The organism is Dictyobacter halimunensis, from assembly GCF_036245075.1.
Genome location: NZ_BSRI01000001.1, coordinates 522,968 through 540,318 on the forward strand (window position 1 = coordinate 522,968; position 17,351 = coordinate 540,318).

Here is a 17,351-nt window from a genome sequence, read left to right on the forward strand (position 1 = left end):
AGATCTAGAGCGGGAGGAGCGCGGAAGAATCTCTATCGAGGTAAATATATGATTAATTGTTGCCGGAAAGCCAGTGGGTGCGTTCGATTTCGGGGGCCACAAAACGATAACCGACACCGGGCTCAGTGATCAAGTAGCGCGGTTTGGCCGGATCGGTCTCTATTTTATGGCGCAGGCGGTTGATGTAGACGCGGAGATATTCGGCCTCTCCCCCATATTCCGGACCCCATATGCGCTGTAGCAGGACGCGGTGCGTTAATACCTTGCCCGCGTTGTTCACCAATTGCCCAAGCAATTCGAACTCTGTCCGCGATAGGCGGACCGCCTCGCCCCGCAACCAGACATTATGTCCTGGAAGATCCACTTCCAGCTCGCCAAACTTTTTCACACCACCGCCTGACTGAGACTCTCCCTGCGTACGTCTGAGGACAGCACGCACCCGTGCCAGCAGTTCTTCAACCCCGAATGGCTTGGTCAGGTAATCGTCGGCACCCAGATCCAGGGCGGTCACTTTGTCGTATTCGGCATCCAGGGCGGTCAAAACAATGATGGGGACCGCGGAGTGCTCGCGCACGCGCTGGCAAACGGCCAGGCCATCCATGCGCGGCATCATAATGTCGAGGATCAAGAGATGTGGCTCCTCGCGCTCCCAGACGGCTAGCGCCTCCAGACCATTGCTGGCTTCCAGCACATCAAAACCTCGCGCCCGCAGATTGCGACTGACAAAATCTCGCAATGTGCCTTCATCCTCAGCAAGCAAGATACGTTTAGGTTGCATCGTCATACACGCCTCCATTCTTCTGGCGAGATATCTCTAGCCAGCGTTTCAATCGTTGCCGGGACAACAACAATCGGCAGTGAAAAGGTGATCGTGGTCACGCGCTGGCTACTGGCGGCCTGGATCTTGCCCCCATGGGCTTCGACGAAGGCCTTACAGATCGCCAACCCCAGTCCGGTACCACCCAGGCGCTGTTGCTGTCCATGGCGAGCACGATAAAAACGCTCAAAAATATGCGGTAATTCGTCGGGCGCAATACCCTGACCACTATTAGAAACTGAGATCGTCACAAAATCCCCCTCGCGCTCGACCAGAATCGTTGCGCTTCCCTCTCCGTAGACCAGTGCGTTTGAGAGAAGATTATGCAACACCACTTCGATGCGCGCACTGTCAATGTTGATTTCTGGCAAGGTTGGGGGAAGCTGCACTTGAACGGAGGAATCTGGATACTGCAGCCGTTCGTGTTCGACGACAGCGAACAGTACATCATCTACACTGGTCAATGATAGATTTAACTGCAGCAAGCCTGCTTCCTGGCGGGAAAGATCCAGCAGATTCTTGACCATCTGCGCCAGACGATCGGCCTCGCTACTGATGGTCTGCAGGAAATAACGCTGGTCCGCGCCTGACCAGCTCACATCTTCTTGCAACAACGTTGAGGCATAGCCCTTGATGGCGGCCAATGGTGTACGCACCTCGTGACCGACGGCGGCCAGCAAAGTCGTTTTGAATTCATCCAACTCGCGCTCACGCGTAATATCCCTCAGCAGGAGTCCGCGCCCAATCGGCTGTTCCGCCTCATCTTCAACGTCAAAGAGACGCAGGTGCAGGGTACGCTGCTGCTCCTGGGAGCTCACCGTAACCATAGCTTCGCTGGTAGCAGTGGTCTCGATCCGCTTTAGCACGGCATCAAGCTGCGGAGGATCTACCGCGCTGGCGCGTAAAGCGGCATAGAGCATGCTGATTGAATGCTGCTCCAGACTCACATCACGCAGTCCCAGCAGATTACGCGCGCCCTGGTTTGCATACAGGATGAGACCATCCATACCCGTTAGCACCAGACCATCATGCATACTCTCCATAATAGAGGCCAGCTTCTGCCTCTCTTCAGCGGCATGCCGATAGAGCCGCTCGTTTTCGCGGGCAACTTCGTGCAGCCGCTCGTCGCTGCGCTCATAGAGCACGGCATGCTCCCAGGCCAGCGTCGCATAGTTGGCGAAAGTCAGCAATAGATCGATCTCATTCTGGTTAAACAGGTGTGGCTCGGTACGGTGAACCAGCAGAACCACGCCGCCGGCGTGGCGGCTGATGATCGGGATGGCCAGCACCGATCGAAAGCCGTCCTCATAAGAGAAGGAAGAGGTCCCAGGCTCTAATATCTTTTGGACCGGTGCACCGTCCCGCAGTGCGATTACGGGGGCCGAGGTGATATTTTCCGCGGTTAGCGCCAGTTTCTGATCATACTGCTCGCTATGCCCATCACTAACCAGCACACGCAGGGTTCCCTGCTCATCAGGCAACAGAACAGCGGCGGCCTGCACATCCACCAACCGACGTGCCTCACGAATGATTTTTCGAACCACCGCGTGCGGCTCCAATGAACCCACCACGGCATTTGAGGTCTCCAGCAGTGTGCGTAGCTCACCCAGTTTCTCCAGGCCATCAAGCTCTAAACGCACCAGCGAACGGGCCAGCGCCCCCACCTCGTCACCACGCGAGGCCATAATAGTCGTATCCATTGGAAGCGAGAGCTTTGAGGAGGGGAGCGCCTGGTGCTGACGGGCCAGCGTATGCAATGGACGAATAACCCGATTCAAGAGAATGAGCCAGAACAGGAGTCCGCCGCAGGCAAACAGGACGATCGCGGCCAGTAGCCAGAGGTGAAACTGCGCGACGACCGCTAGCGCCTCTTGCGCGGGCCTCTGCACAACGACAGCCCAGCCCGCGTCCGAGATCGGCACGGCGCTAAAGAGCCAATCCTGACCATCCAGTCCACGTCCAAGCTGTGAAGCGACATGATTATGCAGTGCCTGCTCTGCTCCCGGCAATTCATCCAGCACCGTCTGCAGGATCCGCTCACGCTGGGGAGTCGCCACGAGGACGCCACGGCCATCAATCACGCTGATCATCAGGTGCCGTCCCTGCTGCTGCTGGGCGTTGACCACGGCGATCAGGGGCTCGCTTAGCTCGACCAGCGAGAGGCTGGCCGCGATAATGCCAACCAGGCGACCATCGGAACGGCGCATCGGCTGAGCGACAATCACTCCCGCATTAAAGGTGGTCTCAACAGCGATTCCGACCTCAAAGACCGGATTAACCGACATGCGGGCCCGCTGTACAACATCGGGGGGAGAGAACTCAGTGTTGAGGGCCGCGCTATTCATTGGCCACGTCACCTGCAAGACGCCGACCGGGTCCAACCAGTACACATGATCCACATCGGGACGCGCCAGCTTATAGGTCTGGAAGATATGAGCGATCTCCCGCGAATCAGGAATCTGATCTACCTGCTTGCCAAGGGACATCAGAGAGCTTTCCGCATCGCGAATCTGCAGATTAGTCTCTAAAGCGATCTCCTGCGCCAGAGCCTGGTCCGAAGCCTGGACATCGGCACGCAATTGCTGTTCGACTATGCTATTCACGGCCAGGCCACCAACCAGCACGATCATGACAAAGAGCAGATACATGCTGAGCAGTTGTATCAAGAGTGAGCGGCGCACGAAATGAAGCATGAATAGTACTCCCCCTTGAGTTCCATCAAAAATTCACCATTGTTGCCCTGAAGTATAACACAACCGCTTGTACTTCACTACAGCGTTCGCTTGCTACAAAAATAAACGAAAGGCTCGATGCATCGTGATAGCATCGAGCCTTTCGTTTATTGGGTGACCGTCTTTTCAGAGGCACATTCAAGTAGTAACATGGCGGTCGGAAGGGCGTCAGCGGCGTCTTCGTGCCACTGATAATATCCGAGCCAGTAGTGGGCCTCCAGGATCAATTCATGCACGCTGCCACCACGTAGCAGGCGCGCGATCCGCTGACCATTATCTTCCCCTTCACGCTGCAGGGGAGAGGAGAACTGCTCCTCCATCTCTTCCGGTTCATCTGTCATGATTGCTCACCTTCACTGATGCTAGCTGCGATCATCCTCCCTGAATGATCGTGAGGGACGCCTACGAGTACGACTCTACCTTGTTGAAAAGTTGTTGAAATAAACTGACGATCTCTTCATCGCTAACATCAAGTGAAGCATCTCCAACGGAAAGCTCAAATTTTTGATAGGCGGGAATCTGCGTGGGGGACACGCCACCAAAGAGCCACGTTCCGCTCTCTTCGGCGACCTCCAGGGCGGCCTCGTTCAGTTTTTCACGCTCGCCACGGATAAAGACATGCATCATGTGGGTCTGGGGTACCGCTGGCATAACCTCGATCTGGGGAAAAGCTGACAGGGCGGCCGCGATCGCTTTGGCTTTCTGGTGATAGGCCTCCATGCGCTCCAGGTGCTCGGCCAGACCCTTGCGGGCCGAGAGCACATAGGGATAGAGCTGGTAGAGGTTGCCGCCCTGCCGGCGCTGCCAGATGCGCGCCTCGTCGATGACATCAGCAGGCCCGGCCAGCACGGCGCCCGCGATACCGCCCAGACTCTTGTAGAAAGAGACATAGACGCTATCAAAGAGACCAGCGATCTCCGCGTAGTCCCGCTGATAGTATGGCTTGCACTCCCAGAGACGCGCGCCATCCATGTGCAGGGCGATGTCACGCTCACGCGCCCAGGTGGTAATGGCCGTTAACTCATCCCAGGTGGGCAACTGACCACCGATTTCACGCTGCGGCAGCTCCAACAAAAGCGCTCCCAATGGCTCTTTGACCGCCTTCAGATCCGCCAGCGTCATCAACTGATAGGGTGAACCGATCAACACCGATTGCAGACCGTGCAGGCGTTGCGCAGCCTGGAACTCGTGTATTTCTAGATGGGAGGTGGGGTGAAACCCAATGCGTGGCAGTCGCCGACGATCGGTCCAGATACGCAGCGCGATCTGCTGGCACATGGTGCCACTGGGCATAAAAACAGCGGCCTCTTTGCCCAGCAGGCGAGCCACCTCGGCCTCAAAATCATTGATCAGTGCCCCACTCCCGTATAGATCGGGAGCCTCCTCAGGCTGCACCGAATCGGCAAGCTCATGCAAAATCTGCGGTAACGTCTGCTGATACGTATAATGGCCCGCGATAGAGCGGCGACAACTTTTACGGACCGCGCGAAGATCGCGTGCGTTCGTCATACTGAAGATCCTTCTAACTAATCCTTCTGGCACCGTGGAAAACCTACCAGCCCTCCCAAAGCGCTATCTCATCGTTCCCATGCATTGTAACATACGCACGCACTGATCTCAAAAACCGTTGCGTGATTAACATATTGTTGGCAGCTGACTGATCTGCTACACTCAGATACATCGATATATTATGAACGAAAGACATGGGCACCAAATTAATGCAAGATCGTTTACACACCGCCATCCAGATGCGGGAGGCGGGGCAGGCGCAAGAAGCACGGACGTTACTGCTAGAGCTGCTAGCCCTCTATCCTAATGATGCAGAGCTCAATTATCAAACGGCGTGGGTACATGATAACCTGGGACTGGAACGTGAATCGGTTCCTTTTTATCTGTGCGCGATTAACCTGGGATTATCCAAAGATAGCCTGCAAGGTGCATTATTGGGGCTGGGTAGCACCTATCGCGCCCTGGGTGAATATACGAAGGCCGAGCAGATGCTGCGGCGTGGCATGCAAGAGTTCCCTCAAGATCGGGCATTCCCCATCTTTCTGGCCATGGCCCTGCACAATCTACAACGGCATGCGGAAGCGATGCAGCTCCTTTTGACCAATCTGGCGGAAACAACGGCCGAGCCTTCGATCCTGCGCTATAAAAAGGCGTTGCTCTTCTACGCTCCTCAACTGGATAAAACCTGGGCCAATGATGAGAAAGAATAGCGGACACCTGAAGCATAGATTTTGTGTAACTTTGTTGAACTGTGCGGGTGAGTAAAAAATGGCTCGTATGACGCCGCAACCAATTTTTTCATTTGTCAAAATCTCGTTGTGAAAACTGTCGATTCCAGCATAAGCTATTCGTCATCCTCATGAAACCAGCGCATGGGCTGGCTTGATCTCGAAAAGTGGTTGATTCACATTAAAGGAGTTTGACACATATGCGTTACTTACTGTTGATCTACGGCAATGAGGCAGAGGCGGCGAAAATGAGTCAAGAGCAGATGCAGGCTGAGATGACAGCCTACAATGATTTTACAGAGATGATTCAGAAGAGCGGCGCCCACCTGTCAGGCGAGGCTCTGCATCCTGTCAATGCCGCCACCACGGTGCGGGTGCGCGACGGCAAGGTGCTGACGACCGATGGCCCTTTCGCCGAAACGAAAGAGCAGCTCGGAGGCTTCTACCTGGTCAAGGCCGAAAACCTGGACGAAGCCATCGCCATCGCCACCAAAATTCCCGGCGCCACCAGCGGCTCGATCGAGATCCGCCCGGTGGTTGAGTGGGATTAAGCATTCCAAAGGAAAACACAACAATGGACCACTGCGCCAGATTTCTGGCACAGCGGTCCATTTTCAGGTACACTATCAGCGATAGATAGAGGAGAATATGCCTTGAGTGGGAGCACCTTGCTGGTGAATGACGCAATAAGCAGGCTTGAGCTAGATCGGCAACTGGATCAACTCTTCCGCGAGGAAGGAGGACGAGTACGAGCTGCCCTGATCAGTCGTCTGCACGATTTTGAGATGGCGGAAGATGTGCTACAAGAGGCCTTTATAAGCGCCATCGAGCATTGGTCCGGCGAGGGAATACCAAAGAATCCCGCTGGCTGGCTGCTCGTTACAGCCCAGCGCAAGGCGATCGATCGCCTGAGACGTACACAGGTGCTCATACAGAAGCAGGCTGAGCTGCAGTTGCTGGAAGCACTCAGAGAAAACACTGCTCCATTCTTGGAAGAAGAAGTCTTCCCCGACGATCGTCTGAAACTGATCTTTACCTGTTGCCATCCCGCCCTCAATCAGGATGCGCAGGTGGCCCTGACTCTGCAAACCCTGGGTGGACTCTCAACCGCCGAAATCGCCCACGCCTTCCTGGTCAGCGAGACCACGATGGCCCAGCGCCTGGTACGCGCCAAGCGTAAGATCCGCGACGCCGGCATCCCCTATTCGGTGCCCGCCGCGCACCAACTTACCGAGCGTCTCAGTGGTGTCTTACTGGTACTCTATCTCATCTTCAACGCAGGCTACATCTCAAGCCAGGGAGAAAGTCTGTTGCGCAACGAGTTATGTGCCGAGGCCATCCGGCTCGGGCGGGCACTGGTGCTGCTGCTACAGCAGGCCGTTCCACCGACCGATCAAGCTGAGGCCCTCGGATTGCTGGCGCTGATGCTCATCCATGACGCACGAAAAGATGCCAGAATTGGTCCCGAGGGCGAGCTGATCACCCTTGAGAAACAAAACCGCAGCCTGTGGGATCAGAGGCAGACACAGGAAGGAATAGCGATCCTTGATCAGGCTATGCTTGCCCGCAAACCCGGACCCTATCAGATTCAAGCCGCGATCAGCGCGCTACACTCACAAGCCACCAGCGCCGAAGAGACCGACTGGCTCCAGATCTCTCTGCTCTATAGTACCCTGACCAAACACCAGAGCTCGCCTGTGATCTGGCTCAACTGGGTGGTCGCGGTAGCCATGGCCAGCACACCCGCGCGCGGACTCGAATTGCTTGCCGAGATGGAAAACGTCACCATGCGACACTACTACCTCTTCCACGCCGCCCGCGCAGACCTGCTGCGTCGTGATCAGCAATACCAGGCAGCCAGGGAATCTTATCAGCAAGCCATGGCCCTGACTCAGAATACCGTCGAGCAGGCATTCCTCAAACGCCGCCTGGCTGAGTTGCCAATCACATAACTTCACAGCAGTCCTCTACCCACTAAAGAATAGCGCCAGATCCCGAGGTCAACTTACTCCTCGGCGGAAAAGAAGCCAAGCGACCGGGCTCGTGCAACTGCCTGCGTGCGATTGGAGACTTCGAGCTTGCTAAGAATATTACTGACATGATGCTTTATCGTGTCGAGTGCAACCACCAGGGTGTCCGCAATCTCCTGGTTCGAAGCACCGCGTGCAAGCAGGTGTAATACTTCCTGCTCACGTGTGCTCAAAGGGTCTAGCAACATCGGGGATGGCCCACGATCCTGAGAGGTTGATTGGGCTCTCGGTTGCTGGTGAAACGCACGCAAAAGCGTCTCCAGATACGGGAGATCTTCTTCCTGGCACTCCTGTCCTCTGAGTTGGGAGAGCAAGTCAGCCATGAGTGGCCCTTCGTCCACAAAACGACGGATATAGCCTTCCGGTGCGCTCAAATGCACAGCCCGCGCAAGCCGTGCCAATGCTTCTTGCCGTTGTTGGAGCATTTCATACGCCTGTATCTGCAAAAGCCACATTTCCAGCACATCGTACCATCGTTGCCTGGCTGTGGCTCCTTCTATCAGGGAAAGAAGCAGGTGCAAGGCATGTTCCGGTTGCGACTCAGCAAGCAGCAACCGGACGAACGCAACGCCCTGTTTTTCCCGTGCCAGAGGAGAGACCAGCGGCGCTTCTCGCCTTATATCTGCCGCCCAGCGTCGTGCCTGTGCCAGATCACCACAGGTCAACCAGAAACGCATCTGATCAACACAGTTCCAGAGCGCTGCGCTATACGGAGATGACGTAATTCGTCCGACGTATATAAGTTGTTGAGAGAGTTTCCCTGCCTCCTCCCATCGCTCTTGTGAGAAAGCGATCCGCAACAACACGGCATAGCCGAAATGTAAAAACGCCAGCATTTCGGCCTGTTCGCCCAGTTGGATTGCCTGTTCAGCCAGGCATTGAGCTTCCTCTAATCTGTTCCATTCATGCAAGATCTTTGCTTGATAGCCATAGGGCCAGCATAACAGAGGTGGCAGGGGTGGCAAGGGCTCTTCAATGGTTTGGAGTACGTGGATCGCCTGCTGGTTCAATTGCCATGCCTGGTGCAATTGACCTGCCATCGTCCTTTCCCATACTGCCTCGCGCCAGTAGATACTCTCGAGCTTTTGATCGCCCTCCGCTCTGATCCGATTCCATGCGGCCTGCATTTGCTGCATAGCATGCTCAAAATCCCCCTCAGCGATGTTCGCCCTGGCCTGAGCAAACGTCACCTGAAGTTGTGCCGCCCATTGCCGCTCCTTAAGATGGGTCTGCGCTTCCTGACAGAAGGCCTGTGTGGCCCCTGCATCCCCATGATAGAAGCCCGCAATCGTGGCTTGCAATGCGGCGATTTCTCCCAGGAGAGCCGTCGGTGCTTCTGGTTTATAGATACCCTGCTCTCCGTCAATCTGTTCTTCCCGCTGATGAGCTCGTGTCCAGGCGCTTCTGGCATCGCGTATCCAGTCTTCGGTGACTCCTGGTGGGGCTATCCAGAACAGGCTCGATGCCTCAGCCAGACATAAACGAGGCCGCTCACGTACAACTTCGCGGGGAAGCTGCTCAATCCAGGAACGAAGCAACGCGTCCCTGGACCGACTCCAGATGTGCTGACTGGGAATCTGTTCCATCAGCGTCGCCGCCCAGGACCACTCGTGCGCCTGCAGCGCATGCTGGATCGCTTCGTTGTGCATCTGATGTGTCGCATACCACTGACTGGCTCGTAGATGCAGAAGCGGCACCTCCGTGGGGGCGGTCTGCTCCAACCGAGCACACAGTACTTCGGCAAAGAAGGGGTGATAGGCATACCACTGGCGCTGCTCATCAAGGGGGCTCAGAAAGAGATTGGCTCGTTCTACTTCCTCCAGGAAGAGCTGGCTGTCCTGCTGCTCCAGGACCGCATTACTCAGGGAGTTGCACAGGCGAGGTAAGATGGACGTTCGCAAGAGGAAGGTCTGCACCTGCTCTGGCTGGCGGAGCAGCACCTCATGCACCAGATACTCGAAAAGAGCAGGCTGGCTTCCCTGGGACACTTGCAGCAGATTTTTCGGGGAGGCCTTCCCCTTGAAGGCGAGCGCAGCCAGTTGCATGCCCGCCCACCAGCCCTGCAGGCGTGCGTCCACTTCCTGGATGTTCTGCATGGATAGCCGCAGATTCATCACACCGCGGAGAAAGGTAGCCATTTCCTCACTCGTTGCACGCAACTGCTCGGTGCGTAATTCTAGAATCTGTGCTTGGGCGCGCAACCGAGCAAGGGAAAAAGGAGGATCAGTCCGTGTTGTTAGCACCACACACAGGGTGGGTGGTAGATGATTGAGCAGCAAGGACAGCAAGCCATGGATCGCTGGCTCTGTAATCTCCTCATAATTGTCCAGCACCAGCACCAGGGGCTCACTTTGTCGAGCCAGACTATTGATTAGAGCCGTGTGCACCGCTTGCCAGGATGGCTGTGGCATTTCTAACAAGGTAGCAAAAGGGAGCGTCGAGATTCCGGGCTGGCACTGCTGCAGTGCTGTGAAAACATACGTCCAAAACTGAACGGGAGCGTTGTCGCTTGCATCAAGCGACACCCAGGCTACTGGTGGGTGGCCTGGAGCAAATGAGCGAACCCAACTTGCAAGCAACGTGGTCTTCCCAAAGCCCGCGGCGGCGGATACGAGAATGGCGCGTTGACGAAGACCAGCATTGAGCAGAGCCAGGAGATGAGGGCGAGCAATGAGTTCATGGGAGGAGGCAGGAAGAAGGAACTTGGTCGCAAGTAGAGAATCAAGAGGCGGGCATAGGATCGGCTCAGGCGGGTTGCTGTGGTACCCATGGTCCTTGTGGTTCATACTGGTTCTTCCTTTCTGACATCTCCCTGACTTTCCCTGGCAAGTATGTTAATCCCGCGCGAAAATGCGTCGACACAACACAGAGAGAAATCCCATGCATTCGTTGCGAGAGCATCGTTCTCCTGATTGGCTGCACCCCTGCGCATGCACTTTCGTGGGCGAAGGTCGCTAGCACTTTCGTGTCGATTCCTGGCTGTTAGTGTTCCCTGCGAATAGCTCTTTCTCGCCATGATTTTCCTATCTTCGTTCCAGTATACTCCAATTGTCTTTGAGCAAAGACGTTTGAGAAAGCGGGGATAGACCCATCAAGTGATCAATTTGAAAGATATGAAAACAAAGGATAATCCTTATGGAAAACCAAACCAGCACGCACGCTATTCGTCCCTTTAGCATCAACATTCCCGAAGAAGAACTCGTCGAGCTGCGCCGACGTATATTGGCCACACGCTGGCCTGAAAAGGAGACTGTCGCAGATCAGTCACAGGGCGTGCAGCAAGCGACGATTCAGGAGCTCGCTCGCTATTGGGCGACCGAGTACGACTGGCGCAAGTGCGAGGCTAAACTGAACGCCCTGCCGCAGTTCATCACCGAGATTGATGGGCTCGACATCCATTTCATTCACGTTCGTTCTAAGCATGAGAATGCCTTGCCACTTATCGTCACACACGGTTGGCCCGGCTCGGTCGTCGAGCAGTTGAAGATTATTGATCCACTGACCAATCCCACCGCACATGGTGGTAGCGCAGCAGATGCTTTCCATCTGGTGATTCCGTCCATGCCCGGCTACGGATTTTCAGCTAAACCGACCGCGCCCGGCTGGAGCCCCAAGCACATCGCAAGTGCCTGGATAGAATTGATGAAGCGCCTTGGATACACGCAATTTTTGGCGCAGGGCGGCGACTGGGGTGCGATTATCACAGAACTCATGGCTGTGCAGGCGCCTCCGGAGTTGCTCGGCATTCACACCAACATGGCTGGCGTTTTTCCACCCGAGATTGCAACGATGTTCGATGTGTTCCAGCCCCGCAATGCGCCTGCCAGTCTCTCTGAAGAAGAAAGACGCGCATTTGAACAGATGGACTACTTCTATAAGCACGTCGGCTATGCGGTCATGATGGGAACACGTCCGCAAACGTTAACCGGATTAGCAGATTCTCCTATCGGTCTGGCAGCCTTTATGATTGACCACGACACGCGCAGTTACGAGCTGATTGCACGCGCCTTTTCCGGACACCCCGGCGGCCTGACACGAGACGACGTGCTCGACAACATCACGCTCTTCTGGTTGACAAACACAGCCGTTTCTGCGGCTCGTCTCTACCGGGAAAATACGTCCGGCTTTTTCGACGTCAAGAACATCTCCATCCCGGTTGCTGTGAGCGTCTTCCCTGACGAGCTCTATCAGGCCCCACGCAGTTGGGCCGAGCAAGCGTTTCCCAAACTCATCCATTACAACAGGCTCAACAAAGGTGGACACTTTGCGGCCTGGGAACAACCAAAGCTCTTGTCAGAAGAGGTCCGAACGGCGTTCCGATCACTGCGCTAATTGGGGAGGGAAGGTGAGCTCAACATATGCCTACCTTCCCACACCGTCAGAATCGTTTGTAGCATAGCTGATTTCCTTCATAAAGGATATGGGACAATTGAAGCATAAGACAGAGGAATATCAAAAATATGGAATCCCTACCCCACTGCTATCCAACCTTTGAATCTGTTGAAAGCAATCGTCAAGAAGTGCGGCGTTTGCAAAAAGAGCAGATGAAATATGGTATCTATGCATATATTCCCGGAACCTGGCAAACCTATGAAGAGGTAATCCAATCGCTTATCGAGCTCGATTTACGCAGTCAATACGAAGAACGCAGGCGAAAAAATCACAAATATTAACTAAAGCGGGACAAACAATCAAGGTGAAAACTAGTGATCCAAAAGGAGTCTAATGATGAAACGAGAGAATGAGCTATACGGCAGGGCTTCTGTACCCGCCTATCCAGAAGAAGAGCAGCATGCGCTGATCGATGCTCTTCCCCAATTTGTTTGGATCATCCGACCTGATGGTTCTGTTGCATACGCAAATAAACGTTGGCGCAACTATAGCAATTTATTGTCCAATTACTCCAGAACGCAGGAAGGGTTTCAGGCCGGGCATCACGATGGCTCTCTAAACATCCAGGGCAGGTCGCGCACGTTGTCCTCTATTGGTTCCTCCTCTGAGAAAGAAACCTGGCTTCAGAACCTTCATCCTGAGGATAAAGAACGTATCCTGGCACTGGAGAGTCAGGCATTTGCCACAGGTGATTCCTACGAGTTCGAGTATCGCCTCAGGGAAGAAGGATCGGGAGCGTATTGCTGGTTCTTATCACGAGGTATCCCACTTCGCAATGAAACGGGAGAGATTGCCCTGTGGGTAAGAACCTGCACGAATATCGATGAACAGAAACGGACGGAAGAATCCTTAATCCAAAGCCAGGAGCGTGTGAATTCCCTGATGAACTCTAGCCTGATCGGGATCTTTATCGCCGAAGGTAATGAGATTGTGGACGCCAATGCCACATTTCTCCGCATGGCAGGCTATACCCAAGAAGATCTGTATCAACGTGATGTGCGCTGGGCAACCATGACTCGCCCACCCGTTTCCTCTTTTTCTCAACAGGCCTATCAGGAAGTGGTCGCACACCACTGCACAACCCCCTTTGAAACCGAACTGGTACGTAAAGATGGCAGCCATCTTCCTGTCTTAATGGGAGGTGTCGCCTTTCATGACCAGACGCTACAAGGGGTTGGCTTTGTCCTGGATAATTCTGCCCGCCAGGAGTTGGAACAGCGCAAAGACGCCTTTTTGGGTATGGCCAGCCATGAATTGAAGACCCCTCTTGCTTCCTTAAAGCTGCAAACACAACTTTTGCGTAAGAAACTCAGGAAACAAGATCTTCCCAATGTTGATGTGGTATGTGTTCGCATGGAAACACAACTGAATGCCATCATCCGTCTGGTCGACGAGTTACTCGATCTTTCGCGCATCCAGGCCGGGAAGCTAGAATATGCGCACGAGATGGTTGACTTGAATGAGATGCTAAAGGAAGTCGTGGACATTCTTCAGCACATGCAAACGGCCCATACCATTGTGGTCCATCATGCTACATCCCCGGTTTTCGTGGTCGGAGATCGCGATCGCCTCGCGCAAGTGGTTCTGAATGTGCTCAGTAATGCCATCAAATATGCTCCTGATGCTCCACTGATCGATGTGGCACTCAACACAGAGGCTGAGGCAGTCACAATCAGTGTACACGATCAGGGGATTGGGATATCACGAGAACTGCACGGGAAGATCTTTGAACGTTTCTATCGGGCGGTACCCCTCCAGCAGCGCGCCTTTCCGGGACTCGGGATGGGCTTGTATATTGTCGCGGAGATCGTCAAGCATCATGGGGGAACGATTCAGGTCGAAAGCGAGAGTGGAAAAGGATCAACCTTTCACATCACGTTTCCCCTTGCCGCCTAGCAGGAAGATAGTGCCAGAAGCATAGGAGATGAACAGCGATGTGCAAAAACCAATATGTAGATCATAGACCTGCCCACAGCAAACATATTCTTATCGTCGAAGATGATCCCGTTCTGGGTGATCTCCTATTGGAAGCACTCCAGGAGGAAACCTATCAGGCGTTCCATGCCCTCAGTGGAGAGGTAGCACAAAGTATCCTGCAGACAGAGGCTCCTGCATTAGTTCTCCTGGACTACCATCTTCCTGGAATAAATGGTCTAGAACTAGCAAACTGGTTAAGGAGCCGAGAAGAGTGCGAACACATTCCTATCCTCCTGATAAGTGCGGATGTGCCACGAGAAGTCAGCGGCAAAAAGCATCTCAGCATACTGAAGAAACCCTTTGAACTAGAAACGCTACTTCAATCGGTTGCTGAGATGCTCGTCTCAGGCTCAAGAGATGCTTCTGGTGCAGAAAAAACGTTTTCTCACATCACCAGTGCTCAATAAAACTGCCTTCGGTCTGGCTCCACTGTTGTGATCAGGAAGATTACAAAGTAGCCAAGCATGGATGCCCGGCTGCGTAAAAATATTTCATATGGATGAAATATGCTACAATAAAATACGCAACATATAAATGGAGGGACACCACAAATGAATATCGACACTCAAGAACTATTAGCACAGTACGAGCGGGGGCCACGTGAACTCGATACCCTTCTCGCTGAACATCCCAATGCCGATCTCGATGTTGCGCGCGCTCCCGGTGAATGGACCATCCGACAGATCGTGCATCATATCTCGGATGGCGACGATCTATGGGCCATGGGGATCAAAGCCGCCCTGGCAGCTTCAGGAACATACTATACCCACGACTGGTATACCACCGACAATGCCTGTTTCATTCCTCTGGATTACGCCGGGCGCTCCATTGAACCCGCACTGGCGCTGTTCCGGGCTACACGCGCCCATATCGCTCAGCTACTCCGCCATCTGCCTCCCGATGCCTGGGAGCGCTATATTAAGTTCAAAAATCAGGATATGCCAAAATTTGAGAAGGCCAGCGTCGCCCTGATAGTGCAGATTCAGGCCACGCACGCGCTGGAACACATTGCGGAGATACGAACGATACTGGAGACAACCAGAAAATAAGTATAACGAAGAGGTAATGAAGGGCATGGATAGCGCACAAGAACAGCAAGCGGCGGAGCGGCCGATTATTAATATCGAGGGGGAGAAGGTCGCGCTGGGGCCCATCCGACGCGACCAGGTAGCGCTCTTCTACCGCTGGGCCAATGATTTCAATGTTCTGCGTACACTGCATATTCCTCGTCCCAGCACCTTTGAAGAAAATATGGCCTTTTTTGAGGGTGATGTTGAAAATGAGAAGCGCCGGACCGAGGTCCACTTCACCGTCTATGAACGCACAACACTCATTCCCATTGGACGAGTAGACCTGGCTGAGATCAGCCATAGAGATCGCCGGGCCGAATTTGGCATTGAGATCGGTGAGGCCAGCTATCGGGGACGTGGCTTTGGCACAGAGGCGACACGTCTGATGCTGGATTATGCCTTTACCGGCCTGGGCCTGCACAACGTTGGATTGTATACCTGGGAATATAATCTGGCTGCCCAGGCTGCATACAAGAAGGCGGGCTTTCGCGAAGTAGGGCGCCGCCGCCAGGCCAAGTTCATGGGCGGCAAGTTCTGGGATATCGTCTATATGGACTGCCTCGCGACCGAGTTTGTCAGTCCGGTCCTCAGCAAGATCATGATCCCTGATGAAATACGTCCATAAGCGGCTGCTTATCCAGATATACAGGCATCAGGCAAACAGGCGAGCCAGCGAAATTTTCGCTGGCTCACGATGATCTGAACAGTGGTCCTCTCATCAGGAGACGAGGGCAGCGACGGTTTCCGGCTCCTCCAACCGGAAGACACCGCGCTCCTCCTGATAGGAGAAGAGCTCGGCATAGCGCCCCCAGTTAATGGCGGTCTCCAGTTGCGACCAGGATTCGTCGTCGCTGAAATGTTCATGCAACTCACTCAAGAAGCGCTCTTCCGGCAGGGTATGACCGGGCTCGCGCGCCAGGGCGCGCACGATATGCCTGAGCATGGTGACGCTCTTGATCGCCTGCTGGCGGAAAAGATCCTTCTCCTCCAGCACGCCCGCCTCGGCGAAGCGCTTGCCAGTCTCAGTCAGGATAAGATCCCCTTCCTGAGCCTCGGCGAAGCCCAGAATATGGGCCGCATCAACCAGCGGCAGCAGATCATCTACCTCTAATTGCAGATCACGACCCAGCTGATAAAGGTCTTCGCGATCCCCTTTAGCATGTACCAGCTCTATTAACCCCGTGACGTCACTGATCGCCACGTGCGGCAGGACCTGGTAGGGCTGCGGCTTTGTAGGAGCCAGTTTGCCGCTGGTCTTCTGGGGCATCAGAGTTGAGATATCCGCACGAGGGCTGGTCATGATTCGATAGATCAGATCCACCATTTTTGTATAATTGTCGTTATTGGCATCCCGCTGCTCGATAGGCAGGCCCGGCAGTTCAATGCGAATGGCGCCAGGATTGGCTCCCAGCACGACGATGCGGTCAGCCATCAGCACGGCATCATCGATATTATGGGTTACCATCAAGATGGTGCGCGTCGGAATCTTATGCTCACGCCACAGGCTCAGGAGCTCTTTGCGCAGATTGGCGGCCGTCAAAACGTCCAGAGCGCTAAACGGCTCGTCCATGAAGAGCAGTTCAGGCTCAACGACCAGGGCGCGGGCAAAACCGACGCGCTGGCGCATACCACCCGAGAGCTCTTTGGGATAGGCATCTTCAAAGCCGTCCAGACCGATGGTGTCGATAGCAGCCAGCGAGCGGCGCATGCGCTGCGTGGGTGGTACCTCCTGCGCCTCCAGACCCAATTCCACGTTCTGCAATACGGTCAGCCAGGGAAAGAGGGCAAAGGTCTGAAAGACGATCGACAGGTGCGGATTGGGTCCGTGCTGCGGCATCCCTTTAAAGAGCACCTGTCCCTCAGTTGGTCGCAGCAAACCCGCCAGGATGCGCAGCAGCGTCGATTTGCCCGAGCCCGAGGGACCCAGCAGAGCGACAAACTCGCCCGCGTTGATCTTGAGATCGATGTCTTCCAGGACCACAGGAGGATTGACGCCACGGGGGCGCTTGCCGTCCATATCATAGATCTTTTTGACGCTGCGCGCCTCCAGCAGCGTTTCACCCGCATGAATGTTGAAATTGGCCATGGTTCATTCC

The 17,351-nt window shown here is 54.6% G+C and carries 15 protein-coding genes; 9 read left to right on the top strand and 6 right to left on the bottom strand.

The window, feature by feature from the left end:
- Positions 1-52: 52 nt before the first annotated feature.
- The 4 genes from AABA21_RS02235 to AABA21_RS02250 form a co-directional block, all read right to left on the bottom strand.
- Positions 53-784: a response regulator transcription factor gene (locus AABA21_RS02235; RefSeq protein ID WP_338247327.1), complete on the bottom strand. Its 732-nt coding sequence runs from the start codon at positions 782-784 to the stop codon at positions 53-55.
- Complete coding sequence (locus AABA21_RS02240) at positions 781-3,510, bottom strand: ATP-binding protein (protein WP_338247328.1); 2,730 nt, start codon at positions 3,508-3,510, stop codon at positions 781-783. The genes AABA21_RS02235 and AABA21_RS02240 overlap by 4 nt, the downstream gene beginning before the upstream one ends.
- Before the next feature lie 146 nt (positions 3,511-3,656).
- Positions 3,657-3,890 carry a hypothetical protein gene (locus tag AABA21_RS02245; protein ID WP_338247329.1) on the bottom strand — a complete coding sequence of 78 codons (234 nt, stop codon included), beginning with the start codon at positions 3,888-3,890 and terminating at the stop codon, positions 3,657-3,659.
- 61 nt (positions 3,891-3,951) lie between these two features.
- Positions 3,952-5,058, bottom strand: coding sequence for a threonine aldolase family protein (locus AABA21_RS02250; protein WP_338247330.1), 1,107 nt, complete (start codon positions 5,056-5,058; stop codon positions 3,952-3,954).
- Positions 5,059-5,267: 209 nt separating this feature from the next.
- On the opposite strand from AABA21_RS02250, the gene AABA21_RS02255 reads away from it, so the two are divergent.
- The 3 genes from AABA21_RS02255 (at position 5,268) to AABA21_RS02265 (ending at position 7,738) form a co-directional block, all read left to right on the top strand.
- Entirely contained in the window at positions 5,268-5,768 is a 501-nt protein-coding gene (locus AABA21_RS02255; RefSeq protein ID WP_338247331.1) for a tetratricopeptide repeat protein, read from the top strand.
- A 218-nt stretch (positions 5,769-5,986) separates the two neighbouring features.
- Complete coding sequence (locus AABA21_RS02260; protein ID WP_338247332.1) at positions 5,987-6,337, top strand: YciI family protein; 351 nt, start codon at positions 5,987-5,989, stop codon at positions 6,335-6,337.
- A 102-nt stretch (positions 6,338-6,439) separates the two neighbouring features.
- Positions 6,440-7,738, top strand: a complete 1,299-nt coding sequence (locus AABA21_RS02265) for an RNA polymerase sigma factor (RefSeq protein WP_338247333.1) — start codon at positions 6,440-6,442, stop codon at positions 7,736-7,738.
- Positions 7,739-7,791: 53 nt separating this feature from the next.
- Here the strand turns inward: AABA21_RS02265 and AABA21_RS02270 are convergent, their stop codons facing one another.
- Positions 7,792-10,602 (bottom strand): winged helix-turn-helix domain-containing protein, encoded by a 2,811-nt coding sequence (locus tag AABA21_RS02270; RefSeq protein WP_338247334.1) that lies wholly within the window; start codon positions 10,600-10,602, stop codon positions 7,792-7,794.
- 349 nt (positions 10,603-10,951) lie between these two features.
- Here AABA21_RS02270 and AABA21_RS02275 point away from each other — a divergent pair, with 349 nt between their 5' ends.
- The 6 genes from AABA21_RS02275 to AABA21_RS02300 all read left to right on the top strand — a co-directional run bounded on the left by AABA21_RS02275 (position 10,952) and on the right by AABA21_RS02300 (position 15,880).
- Entirely contained in the window at positions 10,952-12,148 is a 1,197-nt protein-coding gene (locus AABA21_RS02275; protein WP_338247335.1) for an epoxide hydrolase family protein, read from the top strand.
- A 128-nt stretch (positions 12,149-12,276) separates the two neighbouring features.
- Positions 12,277-12,489, top strand: a complete 213-nt coding sequence (locus AABA21_RS02280; protein ID WP_338247336.1) for a hypothetical protein — start codon at positions 12,277-12,279, stop codon at positions 12,487-12,489.
- A 52-nt stretch (positions 12,490-12,541) separates the two neighbouring features.
- Entirely contained in the window at positions 12,542-14,104 is a 1,563-nt protein-coding gene (locus tag AABA21_RS02285; RefSeq protein ID WP_338247337.1) for an ATP-binding protein, read from the top strand.
- A gap of 38 nt (positions 14,105-14,142) precedes the next feature.
- Positions 14,143-14,592, top strand: coding sequence for a response regulator (locus tag AABA21_RS02290; RefSeq protein WP_338247339.1), 450 nt, complete (start codon positions 14,143-14,145; stop codon positions 14,590-14,592).
- 144 nt (positions 14,593-14,736) lie between these two features.
- A complete protein-coding gene (locus AABA21_RS02295) occupies positions 14,737-15,234 on the top strand; it encodes a DinB family protein (protein ID WP_338247340.1) in 498 nt (165 codons plus the stop codon).
- Positions 15,235-15,259: 25 nt separating this feature from the next.
- Complete coding sequence (locus tag AABA21_RS02300) at positions 15,260-15,880, top strand: GNAT family N-acetyltransferase (RefSeq protein WP_338247341.1); 621 nt, start codon at positions 15,260-15,262, stop codon at positions 15,878-15,880.
- Positions 15,881-15,973: 93 nt separating this feature from the next.
- On the opposite strand, the gene AABA21_RS02305 is transcribed toward AABA21_RS02300, so the two are convergent.
- Positions 15,974-17,341, bottom strand: a complete 1,368-nt coding sequence (locus tag AABA21_RS02305) for an ABC transporter ATP-binding protein (RefSeq protein ID WP_338247342.1) — start codon at positions 17,339-17,341, stop codon at positions 15,974-15,976.
- Positions 17,342-17,351 lie beyond the last annotated feature (10 nt).

Coding starts and splice junctions, on each gene's coding strand:
- AABA21_RS02305 (WP_338247342.1), bottom strand. CDS start 17,341: ATGGCCAATTTCAACATTCATGCGGGTGAAACGCTGCTGGAGGCGCGC.
- AABA21_RS02275 (WP_338247335.1), top strand. CDS start 10,952: ATGGAAAACCAAACCAGCACGCACGCTATTCGTCCCTTTAGCATCAAC.
- AABA21_RS02245 (WP_338247329.1), bottom strand. CDS start 3,890: ATGACAGATGAACCGGAAGAGATGGAGGAGCAGTTCTCCTCTCCCCTG.
- AABA21_RS02250 (WP_338247330.1), bottom strand. CDS start 5,058: ATGACGAACGCACGCGATCTTCGCGCGGTCCGTAAAAGTTGTCGCCGC.
- AABA21_RS02270 (WP_338247334.1), bottom strand. CDS start 10,602: ATGAACCACAAGGACCATGGGTACCACAGCAACCCGCCTGAGCCGATC.
- AABA21_RS02295 (WP_338247340.1), top strand. CDS start 14,737: ATGAATATCGACACTCAAGAACTATTAGCACAGTACGAGCGGGGGCCA.
- AABA21_RS02280 (WP_338247336.1), top strand. CDS start 12,277: ATGGAATCCCTACCCCACTGCTATCCAACCTTTGAATCTGTTGAAAGC.
- AABA21_RS02290 (WP_338247339.1), top strand. CDS start 14,143: ATGTGCAAAAACCAATATGTAGATCATAGACCTGCCCACAGCAAACAT.
- AABA21_RS02285 (WP_338247337.1), top strand. CDS start 12,542: ATGATGAAACGAGAGAATGAGCTATACGGCAGGGCTTCTGTACCCGCC.
- AABA21_RS02260 (WP_338247332.1), top strand. CDS start 5,987: ATGCGTTACTTACTGTTGATCTACGGCAATGAGGCAGAGGCGGCGAAA.
- AABA21_RS02300 (WP_338247341.1), top strand. CDS start 15,260: ATGGATAGCGCACAAGAACAGCAAGCGGCGGAGCGGCCGATTATTAAT.
- AABA21_RS02235 (WP_338247327.1), bottom strand. CDS start 784: ATGACGATGCAACCTAAACGTATCTTGCTTGCTGAGGATGAAGGCACA.
- AABA21_RS02240 (WP_338247328.1), bottom strand. CDS start 3,510: ATGCTTCATTTCGTGCGCCGCTCACTCTTGATACAACTGCTCAGCATG.
- AABA21_RS02255 (WP_338247331.1), top strand. CDS start 5,268: ATGCAAGATCGTTTACACACCGCCATCCAGATGCGGGAGGCGGGGCAG.